Source organism: Neisseriaceae bacterium CLB008, from assembly GCA_041228285.1.
Classification (GTDB): Bacteria; Pseudomonadota; Gammaproteobacteria; order Burkholderiales; family Neisseriaceae; genus JAGNPU01.
Map to the genome: position 1 here is coordinate 838940 of CP166133.1, position 16300 is coordinate 855239.

20 protein-coding genes are annotated in these 16300 nt (G+C 53.4%); 11 read left to right on the forward strand and 9 right to left on the reverse strand.

The window, feature by feature from the left end; all coding sequences use genetic code 11:
- Positions 1 to 2: 2 nt before the first annotated feature.
- Positions 3 to 659, forward strand: coding sequence for a response regulator (locus tag AB8Q18_03750; protein XDZ52173.1), 657 nt, complete (start codon positions 3 to 5; stop codon positions 657 to 659).
- A gap of 198 nt (positions 660 to 857) precedes the next feature.
- Here the strand turns inward: AB8Q18_03750 and AB8Q18_03755 are convergent, their stop codons facing one another.
- Both AB8Q18_03755 and AB8Q18_03760 read right to left on the reverse strand, forming a co-directional pair.
- The gene (locus AB8Q18_03755; protein ID XDZ52174.1) at positions 858 to 1430 is read right to left on the reverse strand and encodes a YceI family protein; all 573 of its coding nucleotides are present in this window, start codon (positions 1428 to 1430) and stop codon (positions 858 to 860) included.
- 35 nt (positions 1431 to 1465) lie between these two features.
- The gene (locus AB8Q18_03760; GenBank protein ID XDZ52175.1) at positions 1466 to 2329 is read right to left on the reverse strand and encodes a pirin family protein; all 864 of its coding nucleotides are present in this window, start codon (positions 2327 to 2329) and stop codon (positions 1466 to 1468) included.
- A gap of 125 nt (positions 2330 to 2454) precedes the next feature.
- On the opposite strand from AB8Q18_03760, the gene AB8Q18_03765 reads away from it, so the two are divergent.
- Positions 2455 to 3366 carry a LysR family transcriptional regulator gene (locus AB8Q18_03765; protein ID XDZ52176.1) on the forward strand — a complete coding sequence of 304 codons (912 nt, stop codon included), beginning with the start codon at positions 2455 to 2457 and terminating at the stop codon, positions 3364 to 3366.
- A 55-nt stretch (positions 3367 to 3421) separates the two neighbouring features.
- Here the strand turns inward: AB8Q18_03765 and ycaC are convergent, their stop codons facing one another.
- Positions 3422 to 4051: an isochorismate family cysteine hydrolase YcaC gene (gene ycaC / locus AB8Q18_03770; protein XDZ52177.1), complete on the reverse strand. Its 630-nt coding sequence runs from the start codon at positions 4049 to 4051 to the stop codon at positions 3422 to 3424.
- A gap of 229 nt (positions 4052 to 4280) precedes the next feature.
- On the opposite strand from ycaC, the gene AB8Q18_03775 reads away from it, so the two are divergent.
- Entirely contained in the window at positions 4281 to 4823 is a 543-nt protein-coding gene (locus tag AB8Q18_03775) for a DUF924 family protein (protein XDZ52178.1), read from the forward strand.
- Between the two features lie 144 nt (positions 4824 to 4967).
- Here AB8Q18_03775 and AB8Q18_03780 read toward each other — a convergent pair whose 3' ends face one another.
- From AB8Q18_03780 to AB8Q18_03805, 6 genes are read right to left on the reverse strand one after another with little or no spacing between them, the layout of a single operon-like run.
- Positions 4968 to 5828: a phosphoribosylaminoimidazolesuccinocarboxamide synthase gene (locus AB8Q18_03780; GenBank protein ID XDZ52179.1), complete on the reverse strand. Its 861-nt coding sequence runs from the start codon at positions 5826 to 5828 to the stop codon at positions 4968 to 4970.
- 11 nt (positions 5829 to 5839) lie between these two features.
- Positions 5840 to 6991 (reverse strand): 5-(carboxyamino)imidazole ribonucleotide synthase, encoded by a 1152-nt coding sequence (locus AB8Q18_03785; GenBank protein ID XDZ52180.1) that lies wholly within the window; start codon positions 6989 to 6991, stop codon positions 5840 to 5842.
- Positions 6991 to 7479: a 5-(carboxyamino)imidazole ribonucleotide mutase gene (gene purE / locus AB8Q18_03790; GenBank protein ID XDZ52181.1), complete on the reverse strand. Its 489-nt coding sequence runs from the start codon at positions 7477 to 7479 to the stop codon at positions 6991 to 6993. The genes AB8Q18_03785 and purE overlap by 1 nt, the downstream gene beginning before the upstream one ends.
- 40 nt (positions 7480 to 7519) lie before the next feature.
- Entirely contained in the window at positions 7520 to 8182 is a 663-nt protein-coding gene (locus AB8Q18_03795; protein XDZ52182.1) for a tol-pal system YbgF family protein, read from the reverse strand.
- 10 nt (positions 8183 to 8192) lie between these two features.
- Positions 8193 to 8861, reverse strand: a complete 669-nt coding sequence (locus tag AB8Q18_03800; GenBank protein XDZ52183.1) for an O-methyltransferase — start codon at positions 8859 to 8861, stop codon at positions 8193 to 8195.
- Between the two features lie 7 nt (positions 8862 to 8868).
- On the reverse strand, positions 8869 to 9048 hold the full coding sequence (locus tag AB8Q18_03805; protein XDZ52184.1) for a DUF3460 family protein: 180 nt from the start codon (positions 9046 to 9048) through the stop codon (positions 8869 to 8871).
- Between the two features lie 190 nt (positions 9049 to 9238).
- Here AB8Q18_03805 and pcnB point away from each other — a divergent pair, with 190 nt between their 5' ends.
- From pcnB to ychF, 8 genes are all read left to right on the forward strand, one after another.
- Positions 9239 to 10609 carry a polynucleotide adenylyltransferase PcnB gene (pcnB, locus tag AB8Q18_03810; GenBank protein ID XDZ52185.1) on the forward strand — a complete coding sequence of 457 codons (1371 nt, stop codon included), beginning with the start codon at positions 9239 to 9241 and terminating at the stop codon, positions 10607 to 10609.
- On the forward strand, positions 10602 to 11102 hold the full coding sequence (gene folK / locus AB8Q18_03815; GenBank protein ID XDZ52186.1) for a 2-amino-4-hydroxy-6-hydroxymethyldihydropteridine diphosphokinase: 501 nt from the start codon (positions 10602 to 10604) through the stop codon (positions 11100 to 11102). The genes pcnB and folK overlap by 8 nt, the downstream gene beginning before the upstream one ends.
- A 30-nt stretch (positions 11103 to 11132) precedes the next feature.
- Positions 11133 to 11777, forward strand: coding sequence for a deoxynucleoside kinase (locus AB8Q18_03820; GenBank protein XDZ52187.1), 645 nt, complete (start codon positions 11133 to 11135; stop codon positions 11775 to 11777).
- Positions 11778 to 11803: 26 nt separating this feature from the next.
- Positions 11804 to 12592 (forward strand): 3-methyl-2-oxobutanoate hydroxymethyltransferase, encoded by a 789-nt coding sequence (gene panB, locus AB8Q18_03825; protein ID XDZ52188.1) that lies wholly within the window; start codon positions 11804 to 11806, stop codon positions 12590 to 12592.
- A 201-nt stretch (positions 12593 to 12793) separates the two neighbouring features.
- Positions 12794 to 13630 carry a pantoate--beta-alanine ligase gene (gene panC / locus AB8Q18_03830; GenBank protein ID XDZ52189.1) on the forward strand — a complete coding sequence of 279 codons (837 nt, stop codon included), beginning with the start codon at positions 12794 to 12796 and terminating at the stop codon, positions 13628 to 13630.
- Positions 13631 to 13641: 11 nt separating this feature from the next.
- On the forward strand, positions 13642 to 14166 hold the full coding sequence (locus tag AB8Q18_03835) for a GNAT family N-acetyltransferase (GenBank protein XDZ52190.1): 525 nt from the start codon (positions 13642 to 13644) through the stop codon (positions 14164 to 14166).
- A 41-nt stretch (positions 14167 to 14207) separates the two neighbouring features.
- Positions 14208 to 15107: a PhzF family phenazine biosynthesis protein gene (locus tag AB8Q18_03840; protein ID XDZ52191.1), complete on the forward strand. Its 900-nt coding sequence runs from the start codon at positions 14208 to 14210 to the stop codon at positions 15105 to 15107.
- Positions 15108 to 15200: 93 nt separating this feature from the next.
- Complete coding sequence (ychF, locus tag AB8Q18_03845) at positions 15201 to 16292, forward strand: redox-regulated ATPase YchF (protein ID XDZ52192.1); 1092 nt, start codon at positions 15201 to 15203, stop codon at positions 16290 to 16292.
- Positions 16293 to 16300 lie beyond the last annotated feature (8 nt).

A 16300-nucleotide genomic window follows, 5' to 3' on the forward strand; every position in this document is an offset into this window, starting at 1 on the left:
GTATGCCGCAAAAGCCTGTACACGTTTTATTGGTTGATGACCACGCCCTGTTTCGACAGGGGCTTAGCTTTTTGTTGACGCAGGTGGCCGAATTTACCGTGGTGGGGATGGGCACCGATGGCCTGGAAGGGGTGAAGCTGGCCAAGCAGTGCCGCCCTGATGTGGTGCTGCTGGATTTAGACATGCCATTGATGAATGGCTTAGAGGCGCTGGCGCAGATGTTGAATCATCAGCCTAGCTTGCCGGTGCTGATGCTGACCATTTCTGAAGATGCGGCCGATTTACAAAAATGCATGGCGCTGGGGGCTATGGGCTATGTGTTGAAAAACGTGGACACTGAGTTTTTGATCGCGGCCATCCATCAAGCCATGGCGGGTGAGCGAGTGGTGTCGCAGGCGATCAGCATGAAGCTTCTGGCGCCTAAACTAGGCGCCGCGCCGCCGGCCCAGCAGATGGATTGGGCGAGCCTGACGCAAAGGGAGCGTGAGGTACTGGGCTATATTGCCAAAGGCATCAGCAATAAAATCATTGCGGATCAGATGAGTCTGTCGGAAAACACGGTCAAAGTGCATGTGCAAAACATCCTCAGAAAGTTAAACCTACGCAGCCGCGTGCAGGCAGCGATCGCGGCCAACCAGCATGAGGCGCATGGGGGATGAGGCAGCGCTAATACAAAAAAAGAACCCTGCCTAGCGGCTGCTGGGCAGGGTTTAAACCACATTGAAGATGGTGAAACTTAAAGTTCAAAGCTCAGGCGATGCTGATTTAGCCGGATTGAGTTTTGCATCAGTGCTGATGTAGACCTCGCTTTATTTAGCTAGATTGAGTTCTGCACCAGTGCTGATATAGACCTCGCTTTATTTAGCCGGATTGAGTTCTGCATCAATACTGATGTAGACCTCATCTGCAACAGCCGGCAAGAAGGTGGTCATGCCCCATTGGCTGCGCTTGATCACGGTGGTGGCTTTAAAGCCAATCGTGTCTAACTTAGTCAGTGGGCTGACTTCGTGCTTGTTGAGGGTGACGTCTAGGATGACCGGCTTGGTCACGCCCAGCAGGGTCAAATTGCCTTCAACGGTGGCTTTGTTGCCGCCTTTAGGGGTGTATTTGCTGCTCACAAACGTCATGGTTGGAAATTTAGCCGCATTAAAAAAGTCGGCGTTCAGCAAATGTTCATCACGGGCTTTCCAGTCGCTGTCTAGGCTGTTCACGTCGATGGTGAAGTTGATTTTAGTCTGGGCCGGTTTGGCTGGGTCATAATCAACGGTGCCTTTATGGGCTTTGAATTGGCCATAAGTAGTGGAATAGCCCATATGGTCGATGGTAAAGCCAATGCGGGTGTGGGAGGCGTCTAAAGCCCATGGCGCGGCCTGAGCGGCCAAGGGTAGGGCAAATAAGAGGCCAAGAGCGTATTTTTTAAGCGTCAACATAGTGTTTCCTTTATATGAGATTAAATAACTTAAAATTAAATCAGTTGGCCAAAGCGGCCGCTTTTCATGTCGCTAAATGCTTGCTGTATTTCTTCTTCCGTGTTCATCACAAAGGGGCCGTAGCCGGCAATCGGTTCGTCAATGGGCGTGCCGCTGAGCAGCAACACCAGACTATCGGTCGTGGCCTCTAGGTTAAACCGCTGGCCATCTTGTGACAATAGCGCCAAATCTGCGTTTCTCACCAAAGTGTGACCGTTGAGTAAAACGCTGCCTTCTAAGACGATGAGGGCGGCGCTGTCGCCTTCGGTAAGGGCAAAGTCATGCACCTGACCCGCTTTTAAACGCATGTCCCATACATTCAACGGGCTGAAGGTTTGGGCTGGCCCCTGATGGCCTTCAAACTCACCGGCAATCACCCTCAGCGTGCTGGCCTTATCTGCCAAGGTCACGGTGGGGATGTCGTGAGAGACGATGGCTTGATAGCGTGGCGGCGTCATTTTATGGGCGGCCGGTAGGTTAACCCATAGCTGCACCATTTGTAGGGTGCCACCGCTTTGGGCAAAGCTTTGGGCATGGTGCTCTTTATGTAAAATGCCCGCGCCGGCCGTCATCCACTGTACGTCGCCTGGGCCAATTTCACCGCCTTCGCCGGTAGAATCTTCATGGGCCACAGCGCCTTGGTACACGATGGTGACGGTTTCGAAACCACGGTGAGGGTGGGTGCCGACGCCACGAGCCTGAGTGGTCGGGGTAAATTCAGCTGGGCCGGCATAGTCCAGCAGCAAAAATGGGCTGAGCTGGCGGCCTAGGGTTTGGTAAGAGAATAATGAGCGAACGGGAAAACCATCGCCCACCCAGTGACCTTGGGGTGCGCTGTAAACTGCATTGATTTGTTTCATGGCGTTTCCTTTCTGTGTCATTGTTCTGTTTGATGAGGATGAGTTGATTATAAATGTGTGACAAAGAGGGCGGTAGCCGCTAAAATCAGCACTGATTGTTTCAATATTAGAACGATGGAGCAAAAATGCAGACAGATCTAAATGACCTATATTATTTTGTGAAAGTCATCGAATACGGTGGCTTTTCGCCCGCAGGCCGAGCCTTAGGTGTGCCTAAATCCAAGCTGAGCCGCCGTGTGGCGCTGTTAGAGGAACGTCTTGGCGTGCGTTTGATTCATCGTTCGACCCGCCGTTTTTCATTAACCGATATTGGCCAAACGTTTTTCGAGCATTGCCAAGCCATGTTAGTGGAGGCCGAGGCAGCGCATGAGGCCATTTTATCGGTGCAAAGCGAGCCTAAGGGCGTGGTGCGGCTGTCTTGTCCGGTGGCCTTATTGCACGCCAATATTGGGCCCATGCTGGCTGAATTCATGTTGGCCTATCCACAAATCATTGTGCATTTAGATGCCAATAACCGCGCCGTTGATGTGGTAGGGGAAGGCTTTGACGTGGCCATTCGGGTGCGTCCAGGGCCGTTGGAAGACAGCGACTTAGTGTTGCGTATTTTGGCTGAGCGCGGCCAGTGTTTGGTGACCAGCCCTAAATTGGTTGAGGCGATGGGCGGTTTGCCTAGCGCGCCGGCGGAGTTAAGCCAGTGGCCCAGCTTGGCCATTGGCCAGCCACAAAATGCCCATGTTTGGACGCTGTTTGGTCCAGATGAGCGGCAGGTGGCGCTGCACCATCGCCCACGCTATGTGACCACCGACATGATGGCGTTACGGGAAGCGGCGCTGGTGGGGGTGGGCGTGGTGCAGCTGCCGCTGTTGATGATACAGTCACAGCTGGCCTGCGGCGAGCTGGTGTCGGTGCTGCCGGACTGGGCGCCGCGGCGCGAAATCATTCATGCCGTGTATCCTTCTCGGCGTGGTCAGCTGCCAGCGGTGCGGCTATTGTTGGATTACTTAACCGAAAAATATCGGCTCTTGTGTGAAGAATAAGCAGGTTAAAAAACGCCTACGGCTGATCAACCGTAGGCGTTTTGATGTGGGCAGATTAGGCCTTGGTTTGGGTTGCGGTGCTGTAGCTATTCATCAAGTTTTGATAGTCAGGAATGTGGTTGGCAAACAGCGTGCCTAAACCTTCAACGTCATTGCGCCAGTCGCGGTGTAGCTCACAGGCCACGCCAAACCAGCTCATTAACTGGGCGCCGGCTTGTGACATGCGGTCTAAGGCGCTGTCGCGGGTGAGGGCGTTGAACGTACCTGAGGCGTCGGTGACCACAAATACGTCAAAGTCTTCTGCTAAAGCCGACAGTGCAGGGAAGGCCACGCACACTTCAGTCACCACGCCAGCAATGATGAGCTGTTTTTTGCCGGTGGCTTTGACGGCATCCACAAAATCTTGGTTGTCCCAAGCGTTGATTTGGCCCGGACGCGCAATGTAGGGCGCATCTGGGAACAGCTTAGTCAACTCAGGCATCAGCGGGCCGTTGGGGCCATTTTCAAAGCTGGTGGTTAAAATGGTGGGCAGGTTGAAGTATTTAGCTAAATCGGCTAAGGCCAGAACGTTGTTTTTGAATTTATCTGGATCAATGTCGCGTACCAGAGATAACAGACCGGCCTGATGGTCGACCAATAAAACCGCTGCGTTGTCTTTGTCTAAACGAATGTAAGGTTTGGTCATCATAATTCCTTTTTTAACGGTTAAAATAAACCCAGCCATCGTGATTGAGTGCCGGTGTGAAAACAGTATGCAATAACGCTTGAAAAATGAATAGCGGACAAAAACTTAACGCAGCGTTCTTGATTTAGAACAGCAGGACGTGCCTGAATCAGCAGGATTTTAGCGGATAAACCGACTCAAATAGAGTAAATGGTTTATACTCAAACCATCTCAAAGAGGAGTATCGATCATGCAAGCAATGAACAACGTTTTGACCTTTTGGTTTAGCGAGCAAACCCGACCACACTGGTTTGCCAAGAGCGATGATTTTGATGCTGCCCTTCACCAGCAGTTTGGCCCAGTGTGGGCTCAGGCGAAGCAGGGCGAACTGGCGCATTGGCGCACCAGCCTAGAAGGCCGAGTGGCGGAAATCATCGTCCTCGATCAATTTTCACGCAACCTTTGTCGCAACCAGCGTGAAGCATTTAGCCAAGACGGCATGGCCTTAGTCTTGGCGCAGGAGTTGATTCAGCAGCCAGGCTTTGCCAAGCTGTCGCCTGAATATCGGCAGTTTGCGTTAATGCCCTATATGCATTCCGAGTCGGCGGTGATCCACGTTGAAGCCGTGCGCTTATTTACTGAGTTCGGCGATGCCAATACCTTGGATTTTGAGCTGCGCCACAAGGCCATCATTGATCGTTTTGGACGCTATCCGCACCGTAATAAGGCCTTGAGCCGTTCGTCTAGCGAAGAAGAAATTGCGTTTTTGCAAGAAGATGGGTCTTCTTTTTAAGGCGGGGTTGGGTCAAAAAAACACGGCATAGGCCGTGTTTTTTTATGGGAAGGGTGATCTCGGGTGGTGCCGGCGTTCTAGGCTAGACGCAGGCATTAAAAAGCCCATGCGCGCACGCATGGGCCAAATCAAAAACCATCGCCTTTATTGGGTCAATAAGGTCAGGGCTTCTTGGTATTTCTCTTTGGTTTTGGCGATCACGTCGGCCGGTACCTTAGGTGCGGGCGCTTGCTTGTTCCAACCGCTGGCTTCTAGCCAGTCGCGGATGAACTGTTTGTCGAATGAAGGTGGGTTGGTGCCCACTTGGTATTCGTCAGCAGGCCAGAAGCGGCTTGAATCAGGCGTCAGTACTTCGTCCATCAGGATCAATTCGCCAGCAGCGTTGAGGCCAAATTCAAACTTGGTGTCGCAGATGATGATGCCGCGCGTGGCCGCAAAAGCGGCGGCTTCAGTGTACAGCTTGATGGCCGCGGTACGCACTTTGGCCGCCACGTCGGCGCCAATGATGCTTTCGCACACTTCGTAGCTGATGTTTTCATCGTGATCGCCCACTTCGGCCTTGGTCGATGGCGTGAACAACACTTCTGGTAGCTTGGCGGCTTCTTCTAGGCCTGCGGGTAAAACGTGGCCGCACACGGCGCCGGTTTGCTGATATTCTTTCCAACCGCTGCCGGCTAAATAGCCGCGTACAATGGCTTCTACTTTAACTGGGGTCAGCTTTTGCGCCACCACGGCACGTTTTTCTAAAGCCTTGGCTTCTTCTGTTGGCAAAACGTCGTAAACGGTGTCGCCGGTGAAGTGATTGGGGATGACGTGCTGTAATTTTTCAAACCAAAAATTAGAAATTTGGGTCAGAATCTCGCCTTTTTGCGGGATGGGGTCGTCCAAGATCACATCAAAAGCAGACAGGCGGTCAGTGGCCACCATCAGCATGCGCTGATCGTCGATTTCGTATAAGTCACGTACTTTACCAGAGTAAATCTTTTTAAGGCTGATGGAGGTCATCGTGTGCAATCCTACAAAGGTTGGGTTAGGGTGTTTTGTAAGTTTAGGGCTTGGTTCAGTAAGGCCTCTGTGTCTGGGCCTAAAACCGTATAGTGGCCCATTTTACGGCCTGGTCGAGCCTCTTCTTTACCGTAGAGATAAAGGTGGGCGTTGCCGCTTTGTTGCAGCGGTGCCCAATTGGGCTCGCCGCCGCCTGCGGGCCATTCGTTGCCCAAAAGGTTGACCATCACGCAGGGGCTGAGCAAATCTGGCTGGGCCGGCGTGAGGCCGCATAAGGTGCGTACCTGTTGCTGAAACTGGTCGGCCAAGCAGGCGGTTAAAGTATAGTGGCCGGAATTATGCGGACGGGGGGCCATTTCGTTGACGATGAGGGTGTCGTCGTCGAGTACAAAAAATTCCACCGCCAACACGCCCACGTAGTTCAGCTCGTTGGCCAAGCGTTTGGCCATATTCTGGGCCTGCTGTTGCAGAGCTTCAGGCAGGCGCGCGGGGACGATGCACACGTCGAGGATGCCGTCTTTGTGCTGGTTTTCAGAAGGCGCAAAACAGCTGATCTCGTCGTCGCTTAAGCGCGCCACGATAGCCGATACTTCGCTTTGAAGCGGCAGCATGCGCTCTAATACGCAGGCCACCTGACCGAGTTCGGCAAAGGCTGCGGCGACTTCTTCAGGCGTACGGACGCGGATTTGGCCTTTGCCATCGTAGCCCATAGTGGCGGTTTTCATGATGCCCGGTAGATAGGCACCGAAGTCTTGATCCAAGGCTTCTGGCGTGTCGATCACGGCGTAAGGGGCCGTGGCCAGGCCGGCCTGACGAATCCATTTTTTTTCTAGGATACGATTTTGCGCAATCGCCACGCAGTCGCCGCTGGGAGAAACGCGCGTGTGCTGAGCCAAATCGATCATGGCCTGGGCGTTGACGTTTTCAAACTCAGTGGTGACGGCGGCGCATTCGCCCATGATGGCCAAGGCGGCGGCATCGTTAAACGGTGCGCACAGGTGGCGATCGGCGAAGGCGGCTGCGGGTGCTTGTGGATCGGGATCCAACACGGTCACGCGATAGCCCATGGTTTTAGCGGCAATGGTGAACATGCGGCCAAGCTGGCCGCCCCCTAAAATGCCCAACATGGCAGGGGGAAGGATGGGGCTGGTACGATGGTTCATTAGTCAACCTCTGGTAGGGTCATGTTGAGTACAGTTTGTTCTTGGGTTTGGCGGAAGGCCTGTAGGGCCGCAGCCAATTCGGGCACTTCATTGGCCAGCATGGCAATGGCAAATAAGGCGGCATTAGCGGCGCCGGCTTCACCGATGGCGAAGGTGGCTACGGGAATGCCTTTAGGCATTTGCACAATAGACAACAAGGAATCTTCACCGCGCAAATAGCGAGAGGGTACGGGTACGCCCAATACCGGTACGGTGGTTTTTGCGGCCAACATGCCTGGCAAGTGGGCGGCGCCGCCTGCGCCGGCAATGATGGCTTTTAGGCCGCGCTTTTGGGCCTGTTCGGCATAATCAAACAGCAAATCTGGGGTGCGGTGTGCAGAGACAACCTTGGTCTCGAAAGCGACGTTGAACTGCTTCAGCATTTTTGCTGCGTTTTGCATCACGTCCCAATCACTGTTGCTGCCCATTACAATGCCTACTTGAATCATGTTAAACGTTCCTTTTTCATCGGTGGTGTGGGTTGGTTAATTATTTCAGCAGAATCTTGGCTCGCTGCGCTTCCGTGCTGTTTGGGTAGGTGCGAATCAAGGTTCTTAAAGTGGTGTGGGCGACATCGTTTTGCTTCATGCTCAGCTGGCAGTTGGCGATGTTGTAAAGCGCTCTTGGCGCGTTGGGATGCTGCCGGTAATCATTGGCGAAGCGGCGGTTGATGCCGATGGCGGCTTCGCAATTGCCTAAGTTAAAGTGTGCCGTGGCGAGTAAAAACATATTGTTTTGCGCCATGAGGCTGCCGTTGCCGCCGTTGGCATAGCCTTTTAGTAAGGTCACCATCGCGACGTATTCTTTACGTTGTAGCAAGGCTTGGGCTTGATGATATTGCTGCTCATCGATTGGCACGGTGGCTTCAGGTTTGGGTTTGGTGGGCGTGGGCGGCAGATCGATGGCGGGGCTGGGCGGGGTTTTACTGAGGGCGTTGACTTGGGTTTGGAGCTTGGCTAATTCATATTCTAGCGCCTCGATGCGCTCTTGTTGGGCATCAATGCTGGCGCTGAGGACGCTGTTGGCGTAGGACTTGTGCTCTTCTGGGGCGGCGCTTAAAGTCGGCTGTTCCTGGGCGGGCGGGTTCTGAGAACTGGCGCAGGCCGAGAGGATGAAGCTGGTACCTAAGGCTAGAAAGAGCAGCTTGGTCATAGTCAGTCCGTTATTTTTTTAACAACAGGGTTAGGCCGTCGCCCACCGGTACCGTGATCGGCACGATGCGTTGATCCAACGGTAGGCTGGCATTAAAGGCCTGCATGATGCCGATGCTGGGCGGGTCTTTAGGGTTGGCTGGTGCCAAGACGCGGCCGTTTAATAAGACGTTGTCGATGGCGATGATTCCGCCGGGGCGCACCAGCTGTAGGCAGCGCTCAAAATAGGCGGGCGTAGAGGGCTTGTCGGCATCAATAAAGGCCAAATCATAATGATTATGGCGGCCTTCTTCGAGTAGTTCATCCAGAGTAAACAGCGCTGGCTGTAAGTGCAGGGTGATTTTGTCACTGACGCCGGCCTCGGCCCAAGCGGTGCGGGCCTGTTGAGTGAAGGTGTCGTTGATGTCACAGGCCGTTACCGTGCCGTCGGCAGGAAGGGCTAGGGCGACGGCGGTGCTGCTGTAGCCGGTAAATACGCCCAGTTCTAAATAATGCTTGGCTTGGGTCAGCTGTACCAGCCAAGTCAGTAAATGGGCTTGCTCTGGGGCTAGGCTCATCTTGGCCATGCGGTGGGCTGCGGTTTGCTGGCGCAGCCGAGCGAGGACGTCGGCCTCAGGCTGGCCAATGGCCAATAAATAATCGGCTAATTCAGGCTCTAGCGCCCAGGTCGTGCGTGACATAATGGTATTATTTAGGTTGGTAAGCGTAAGGTTTGTTCGGTACTTTGCCTGCTTTAAAGCCTTTTTGTTCGTCGCTTTTGAGCTCGACATCCCATAGTTTGCCGCGCAACGTCATGCGCTCTTCGGCCACTTCTTGGTTTTGGTCTAAATAATCATTCATGAATTTAGTGAATTCTGAAACGTACATGTCGATCCTTCGATGATTAGGTAAGCAATAGAGCGCTATTGTAGCTCAGATTGACGGCAAAGGCTCTATTTTTATCTGCATCATTTAAGCGATTCAGGCGATTTATTTATAGGATGAGGGCCGTTTCAAGTTATAATACGTGGTTTTTAAAAAATATACTTATAAGGCTTAGGTTTAAGAGTTGTTTACCATGATCAAAAAATGGATGAAGAAGTTATTCAATCAAAAAGTACAGGCCGGCAAACGAGCGCCTGATGTGTTGCCGTATGGCAGCCATAAAATTGCCCGCGATTCTTTGAGTTTTGCGGCCGAAAAAGTCATCAAACGACTCCAAGCTGAAGGCTATGAGGCGTTTGTGGTGGGCGGTGCCGTGCGTGACTTGCTGTTGGGGATAGAGCCAAAAGACTTTGACGTGGCGACCAATGCTAAGCCCGAAGAAGTGCACAAAGTGTTTCGCCGCAGCCGCATCATTGGTCGACGCTTTAAAATCGTCCATGTGATGGTGGGGCCTGAGACCATTGAGGTGACGACGTTTAGGGGTGGCGATGTGCAGACCCAGAATGAACAGGGTCGCATCATGAAGGACAATACCTACGGCACGCAGATGGAAGATGCGCTACGCCGCGACTTTACCTGTAACGCGCTGTACTACAATCCTAAGACTCAAGAAATTTTAGACTACCACGATGGCGTGGCCGACATTAAGGCCAAACGTCTGGTGATGATTGGTGACCCGGCTGAGCGTTATAAAGAAGATCCTGTGCGCATCATGCGTGCGGCGCGTTTGTCTGCCAAGCTGGGCTTTACGCTGGCGCCTAAGACCCAGGCCCCAATTGCGGCTCAGGCTTCGCTGTTGGCGCAAGAGCCACCGGCACGCTTATTCGACGAGCTATTGAAACTATTGTTCTCTGGCAATGCGCAAGCCTGCCTAAAACGTTTAGATGAGCTAGGCGTACAGCGCGATGTGTTTCCGCTGCTGCAGGCCGTGCTGGGTCAGGACGAGAATAATCCTTTTGTCACCATTGCCCTAGAAAGCACCGATCAGCGCTTACGTGAACAAAAACCCGTTTCTGTGGGCTTTTTGTTGGCGTCGTTGCTGTGGCAGCCAGTGTATGAAAAGTGGCAGGCTTATTTAGCCGAGGGCCAAAAATCGGTGCCGGCTTTGGCCGCGGCGATGGCCGACGTGCAGGACAGCTTAGATCACCGCTTCTCGGTACCGCGTCGTTTTAGCGCCACCATGCGTGAAATCTGGTTAATGCAGCCTCAGTTTGAGGCCCGCGTGGGCAACCGTCCATTCCGCCTTTTGGCGCAAAATCGCTTCCGTGCTGCCTACGACTTCTTGCTCATTCGCGCCCAGGTAGGTGAAGTGCCGCAAGAGTTGGCCGACTGGTGGACGCAGTTCCAAAAAGCCAATGGCGATGAGCAAGTGCAGATGATTAAAGATGCGCCTAATGGCCAAACGCGTGCGGCTGCGCCTAAGCGCCGTCGTCGTAAGCCCAGCGGCGCTCAAAAGTCAGCCACTCGTGGCGCACCACAGCAGGCGGGGCAACGCCATGACTAAGGCAGTGCATACGGCCGTTGTGGCTTTTGGCAGCAATTTAAATAACCCTCGGGCGCAAGTGTTGCAGGCGCTGGCGGTTTTGCGTGAGCATGAGGGCATTCATGGTGTGACGCCTTCATCGCTGTATGTGACGGCCCCCGTGGGGTATTTGGACCAGCCGGACTTTGTCAATATGGTGGCGTTGGTGCAAACCGATTTAACCGCTATTGAGCTGATGACGGCGCTGCTGGCCATTGAGCAAACGTTTGGGCGCGAGCGGGCGTTTGCCAACAGCCCCCGCTCTTTGGATTTGGATTTGATTGATTATGATCATCAGGTCAGCGATACTGAGTTTTTGATGCTGCCGCATCCGCGCGCGCATGAGCGTGGATTTGTCATGCACCCTTTGGCCGAAGTGGCGCCAGAATACGTTTTGGGCCAATACGGCTCGGCCGCCGAGCTGGCGGCTCAGCTAGGCATGGAGGGCGTTCGCAAAGAGGCGACGCCGGTGTGATGTTGATCGTTTTGTGAAGATGAAGGCCTTATGAACCATCCCTACATTGTTGTTGAAGGTGCGATTGGCTGTGGTAAATCGGCCTTAAGCCGTAAGCTGGCGGCGTATTTTGACGCCATGTGGCTGTCTGAGCGGCCCGAATCGAATCCCTTTTTGAATCAATTTTATTTGAATGCCGCCAATCACGGCCTCGCGACCGAGCTGTGGTTTGCTATGCGCCGCTCTGAAAGTGCCGAGCTGGTGGCGGCTGAGCGTGATAAACACAGCCGCTTAGTGAGCGATTTTTTGCTGGAAAAGGGCGAAATCTTTTCCACCATTATTTTGAGTGAAGACGAGCGCAAGCTGTATTGGGAGCTGTCGCAAAAAGTGATGCCGCAGTATCCTGCGCCCAATTTAGTGGTGTATTTACAGGCATCTGACGACACGATTAATAAGCAGTTAAGCAGTCGCGACGACGCGACGTGGAAGTTGTTTCCAGAGGGCTATTTGTCGCAAATAAATGACGAATACCAGCGTTTTTTCCATTTGTATACCCGTGCGCCAGTGTTGATTGCCAACGTGGACGACATGGATTTCATTGGGAACGACGATCATTTTGAGCTGTTGGTGCACGCCATTGTCAATATGCAAGGCAGCCGCGGCTACTTGAATCTGGATGAAACCTTACCCAGCTAATGGGTTGTAGAAATAAAGGAGTCACCATGACCACGATCAGTACCTTACAAAAAATGAAAAGCCAGGGTGAGAAAATCACCATGCTGACCTGTTACGAAGCCAGCTTTGCCAGCATGATGGCGCGCGCCCAAGTCGACACGCTGCTGGTAGGCGATTCGCTTGGCATGACGGTGCAGGGCCACAACAGTACGCTGCCGGTGACGCTGGCACAAATGTGCTACCACGTTGAAGCCGTCTGTCGCGGCAACCAAGAAGCCTTAATCATTGCCGATTTACCGTTTGGTAGCTACCAGCAAAGCAAGGAGCAAGCGTTTGCCTCCGCCGCGGAATTAATGGCCGCTGGCGCACAGATGGTCAAGCTTGAAGGCGGTGTGTGGATGGCAGAAACCACGCGCTTTTTACATGAGCGCGGCATTCCTGTCTGTGCCCACATTGGCTTGACGCCTCAGTCTGTGAATGCCTTTGGTGGCTATAAGGTTCAGGGTAAAACCGACGATGCTGCGGTGGCCTTAATGAACGACGCCAAAGCACATGAAGCCGCGGGCGCCAGCATTGTCTTAATGGAATGCGTGCCGGCTGAATTGGCGAAAAAAGTCACCGAGGCTTTAAGCTGCGTGACCATCGGCATCGGTGCTGGCGTGGATTGTGATGGGCAAGTGTTGGTGATGCACGATATGTTGGGCGTTTACCCAGGTAAAGCGGCTCGCTTCGTGCGTAATTTTATGCCCGAGAGCGACAGCATTCAGGGCGCTTTTGAAGCCTATGTGGCAGCGGTTAAAAATCAAAGCTTCCCGGCCGTGGAACACTCGTTCTAAAGGGTGTATAACATTGGGGTTCAGGAAGACAAAGGTCTTGCTGAACCCTTTTTATTTTTTTGCGGGCTGAACCTGTGTCAGGGCTTTTCAAACATGCTTTATCTACGGATGCAGGCGTATCTGAAAAGTCTTTCGTCGCCATTGTTGGGCTTTGTACTCACACGGCGTCCAGGTCGTCCATACATTGAAGAGAGAAAACGAATGCGTATTATCCATACGGTTAAAGAGTTGCGCGAATGGCGAAAAACCGCCGGCGTCGTGGCGTTTGTGCCCACTATGGGCAACCTGCATGAAGGCCATTTGGCCTTAGTGGGCGAAGCCAAAAAGCGCGCTGATGCGGTGGTGGTGAGTATTTTTGTGAATCGCCTCCAGTTTGGACAAGGCGAAGACTTTCAAACCTATCCCCGTACCTTGGCCGATGATGCGGCTAAGCTAGAGGCATTAGATGTGGCGGTGATTTTTGCCCCCGACGAGCATGAGCTGTACCCACGGGTGAAGCAAGATTTTAACGTGGAGCCGCCGCACATTCAAAATGAACTGTGTGGGGCGTTTCGTCCCGGACACTTTCGCGGCGTCGCCACGGTGGTGAGTAAGCTGTTTAATATTGTCCAGCCCGACGTGGCCTGCTTCGGTAAAAAAGATTATCAGCAGCTGCACGTGATTCGCGCCATGGTGGCGGATTTAAACATGCCGATAGACATTGTGCCGGTGGATACTGGCCGTGCGGCCAACGGCTTGGCCTTGTCTAGCCGTAATGGGTATTTGACTGAGGCTGAGCGGGCGCAGGCACCAGAGCTGTACGCCGTCTTAAGCGAGATGAAAGAAGCCATTGAGGCCGGCTCTAAGGACTATGCTGGCCTAGAGGTAACCGCTAAATCACGCTTAGCTGCTACCGGCTGGGACGTAGATTACGTGGAAGTGCGCGATGCTGAGACGCTAGAGGTTGCAGCGGCAGGCGCGAAGCATGTGGTGATACTGGGCGCCGCGCGCTTAGGCGCCACGCGCTTGATTGACAATATTGAAGTAAGCTTGGCTTAAGTGGGGATGGCATGACGCTGCGCGGTCAGCGCCTTCATCTGCGGGCCTTTGCCGTCGCCGATGCGGCGGCGGTGCATGCCTACACCTGCGACCCCCAAGTCATGCACTATTTGCCTGAGGGGGTGTTTGATGAGGCGGCCGCTTTGGCCTTTGTGACTCAGCATGCTCATGCGGATGCGCATTATTGGGCGATGGTGTTGAATGAGGGCGAACGGCTGATCGGGCACTTATGTTTTGAGCCTTATTTTGGCCAGCACAGCTACGAAATAGGCTGGGTGTGCCATCCGGATCATCAAGGCCGTGGTTATGTGACGGAAGCGGCGACTTTAATGCTGGCTCATGGCTTTGAACGCATGGGGCTACACCGTGTGATTGCTACTTGTCAGCCGGATAATCCTGCTTCGTATCAGGTCATGGAAAAGCTGGGCATGCGCCGTGAAGGCCATTTTATTGCCTGTATTCCCAAGGGCGATGAGTGGTGGGACGAGTATTATTACGCTATTTTGGCCCGTGAATGGGCCGAGAGGCAACCATAGCTATAGCGACTGTCGGAACCGCCGACATGAGGGGATGAATCATGACATCATCGCAACATGAATTAAGGGCGTTGCCGTTTTATTTGGTCAACGTGTTTGCCGAAACCATTACCGCAGGCAATCCGTTGGCCGTGGTGTGCTTGGATGCGCCGCTGTCTGCGCCCAGCATGCAGGCTTTGGCCAAACAGATGAACCTATCGGAAACGGTGTTCATCGAACGAGATCCTAGCCAGCCTGAGGCTGACCCTAAGCTGCACATTTACACGCCCAGCGTGTGCCTGCCTTTCGCGGGCTATCCGATTTTGGGTGCGGCATTTGTGCTACAGCAGCAGGGCGATGCCAGAGAAACGCTGGTATTGCAAGCAGAGGCTGGCCCGGTTGAAGTGAGCCTTACGCCTGAGTGCGTGTGGTTGAAAACGCCGCAGCCGCCCACCAGCCGCGTGGCCGACCTCAGCATGGCTGAGGCAGCAGCGATGCTGGGCCTAGAGGTGTCGGACATTGCAGCGCAGCCGCTGTGGGTGAGCACCGGCTCGGAGCAGCTGTTGATTCAGTTGGCCTCGAAAGAAGCGGTGCTGCGCGCTAAGCCCGATCCGATTTTGTTTGAGACCGGCGCTTATCTACGCCCCGGCCGTACCGTGGCCTATATTTGGTATGAGGCCGAAGCCTTGGCGACGGTGCGCATGTTTACGGGCCAAAACGGAGCCGTGGTGGAAGACCCCGGTACGGGCTCGGCCTGTGCCAACTTAGGCGGCCTACAGGTGTTGCGTGGCGACACGGATTTTGCTTGGCGGCTAGAGCAGGGCGAATGCGTACAGCGTTTAAACGTACTGCATTTGGCGGTGAAGCCAGGCCCGGTAGACGCAGCGCCGAGCGCGGCTGAAATTTGGGTCGGCGGAGCGGTGCTGCCAGTTGGCGAGGGCGTGTTGCACTGGCCTGGCTAAAAAGCGGCTTTTCTATAGCAGAAGGGCGTCATTTTGACGGCTGTTGTGTGGTACAATGGCCTATTTTTTTAAAGCAATTCTTCAGGACTAACCATGAGTTTAAAATGCGGCATTGTTGGCTTGCCCAACGTCGGAAAATCAACTTTATTCAACGCCTTAACTAAGGCTGGTATTGAAGCAGCAAACTACCCTTTTTGCACCATCGAACCGAACGTCGGCATTGTCGAAGTGCCTGATGCGCGCATGGATGCGTTGGCGAAAATTGTGAATCCACAAAAAATGCAGCCGGCCATCGTCGAATTCGTCGACATCGCAGGCTTGGTGGCTGGTGCGAGTAAAGGCGAGGGCTTGGGCAACCAGTTCTTGGCCAATATTCGTGAAACCGACGCCATCGTGAACGTGGTGCGCTGCTTTGAAGACGGCAATATTGTGCACGTGGCGGGTAAGGTTGACCCGATTTCTGACATTGAAACCATTGGCACGGAACTGTGCTTGGCCGACTTAACGGCGGTTGAGCGCACCATTTTGAAAGAAGGCAAGCGCGCCAAAAGCGGTGATAAAGACGCGATGGTCTTGGTGAGCTTATTAGAAAAAGTCAAAGCCCACCTTGATCAAGGTTTGCCTGTACGCTCTATGGGCCTAGATGAAGACGACTTGGCCGTGATTAAGCCTTTGTGCTTGTTGACCGTTAAGCCTGCTATGTACGTGGCCAACGTGTCAGAAGATGGTTTTGAAAACAACGAACACCTGGTTCGTTTGCAGGAATTGGCCGCTAAAGAAGGCGCGCCCGTAGTGGCTTTGTGTGCCTCTATGGAAGCCGAAATTGCCGATTTGGACGATGCGGATAAGCAAGAATTCTTAGGCGAAATGGGCCTAGAGGAACCTGGTTTGAATCGCTTGATTCGTGCCGGTTACGAACTGTTAGGCTTGCAAACCTACTTCACCGCAGGGGTGAAAGAAGTACGCGCTTGGACGATTAAAAAAGGCGACACCGCCCCTAAAGCCGCAGGCGTGATCCACACCGACTTTGAGCGCGGCTTTATTCGCGCTCAGGTGATTGCATTTGAAGACTTCGTGGCCTTAGGCGGTGAAGCCAAGGCGAAAGAAGCCGGTAAAATGCGCGCAGAAGGCAAAGAGTATGTGGTTGCCGACGGCGATGTAATTAACTTCTTATTTAATGTTTAATTGGAGAC

Coding starts and splice junctions, on each gene's coding strand:
- AB8Q18_03750 (XDZ52173.1), top strand. CDS start 3: ATGCCGCAAAAGCCTGTACACGTTTTATTGGTTGATGACCACGCCCTG.
- AB8Q18_03755 (XDZ52174.1), bottom strand. CDS start 1,430: ATGTTGACGCTTAAAAAATACGCTCTTGGCCTCTTATTTGCCCTACCC.
- AB8Q18_03760 (XDZ52175.1), bottom strand. CDS start 2,329: ATGAAACAAATCAATGCAGTTTACAGCGCACCCCAAGGTCACTGGGTG.
- AB8Q18_03765 (XDZ52176.1), top strand. CDS start 2,455: ATGCAGACAGATCTAAATGACCTATATTATTTTGTGAAAGTCATCGAA.
- ycaC (XDZ52177.1), bottom strand. CDS start 4,051: ATGACCAAACCTTACATTCGTTTAGACAAAGACAACGCAGCGGTTTTA.
- AB8Q18_03775 (XDZ52178.1), top strand. CDS start 4,281: ATGCAAGCAATGAACAACGTTTTGACCTTTTGGTTTAGCGAGCAAACC.
- AB8Q18_03780 (XDZ52179.1), bottom strand. CDS start 5,828: ATGACCTCCATCAGCCTTAAAAAGATTTACTCTGGTAAAGTACGTGAC.
- AB8Q18_03785 (XDZ52180.1), bottom strand. CDS start 6,991: ATGAACCATCGTACCAGCCCCATCCTTCCCCCTGCCATGTTGGGCATT.
- purE (XDZ52181.1), bottom strand. CDS start 7,479: ATGATTCAAGTAGGCATTGTAATGGGCAGCAACAGTGATTGGGACGTG.
- AB8Q18_03795 (XDZ52182.1), bottom strand. CDS start 8,182: ATGACCAAGCTGCTCTTTCTAGCCTTAGGTACCAGCTTCATCCTCTCG.
- AB8Q18_03800 (XDZ52183.1), bottom strand. CDS start 8,861: ATGTCACGCACGACCTGGGCGCTAGAGCCTGAATTAGCCGATTATTTA.
- AB8Q18_03805 (XDZ52184.1), bottom strand. CDS start 9,048: ATGTACGTTTCAGAATTCACTAAATTCATGAATGATTATTTAGACCAA.
- pcnB (XDZ52185.1), top strand. CDS start 9,239: ATGATCAAAAAATGGATGAAGAAGTTATTCAATCAAAAAGTACAGGCC.
- folK (XDZ52186.1), top strand. CDS start 10,602: ATGACTAAGGCAGTGCATACGGCCGTTGTGGCTTTTGGCAGCAATTTA.
- AB8Q18_03820 (XDZ52187.1), top strand. CDS start 11,133: ATGAACCATCCCTACATTGTTGTTGAAGGTGCGATTGGCTGTGGTAAA.
- panB (XDZ52188.1), top strand. CDS start 11,804: ATGACCACGATCAGTACCTTACAAAAAATGAAAAGCCAGGGTGAGAAA.
- panC (XDZ52189.1), top strand. CDS start 12,794: ATGCGTATTATCCATACGGTTAAAGAGTTGCGCGAATGGCGAAAAACC.
- AB8Q18_03835 (XDZ52190.1), top strand. CDS start 13,642: ATGACGCTGCGCGGTCAGCGCCTTCATCTGCGGGCCTTTGCCGTCGCC.
- AB8Q18_03840 (XDZ52191.1), top strand. CDS start 14,208: ATGACATCATCGCAACATGAATTAAGGGCGTTGCCGTTTTATTTGGTC.
- ychF (XDZ52192.1), top strand. CDS start 15,201: ATGAGTTTAAAATGCGGCATTGTTGGCTTGCCCAACGTCGGAAAATCA.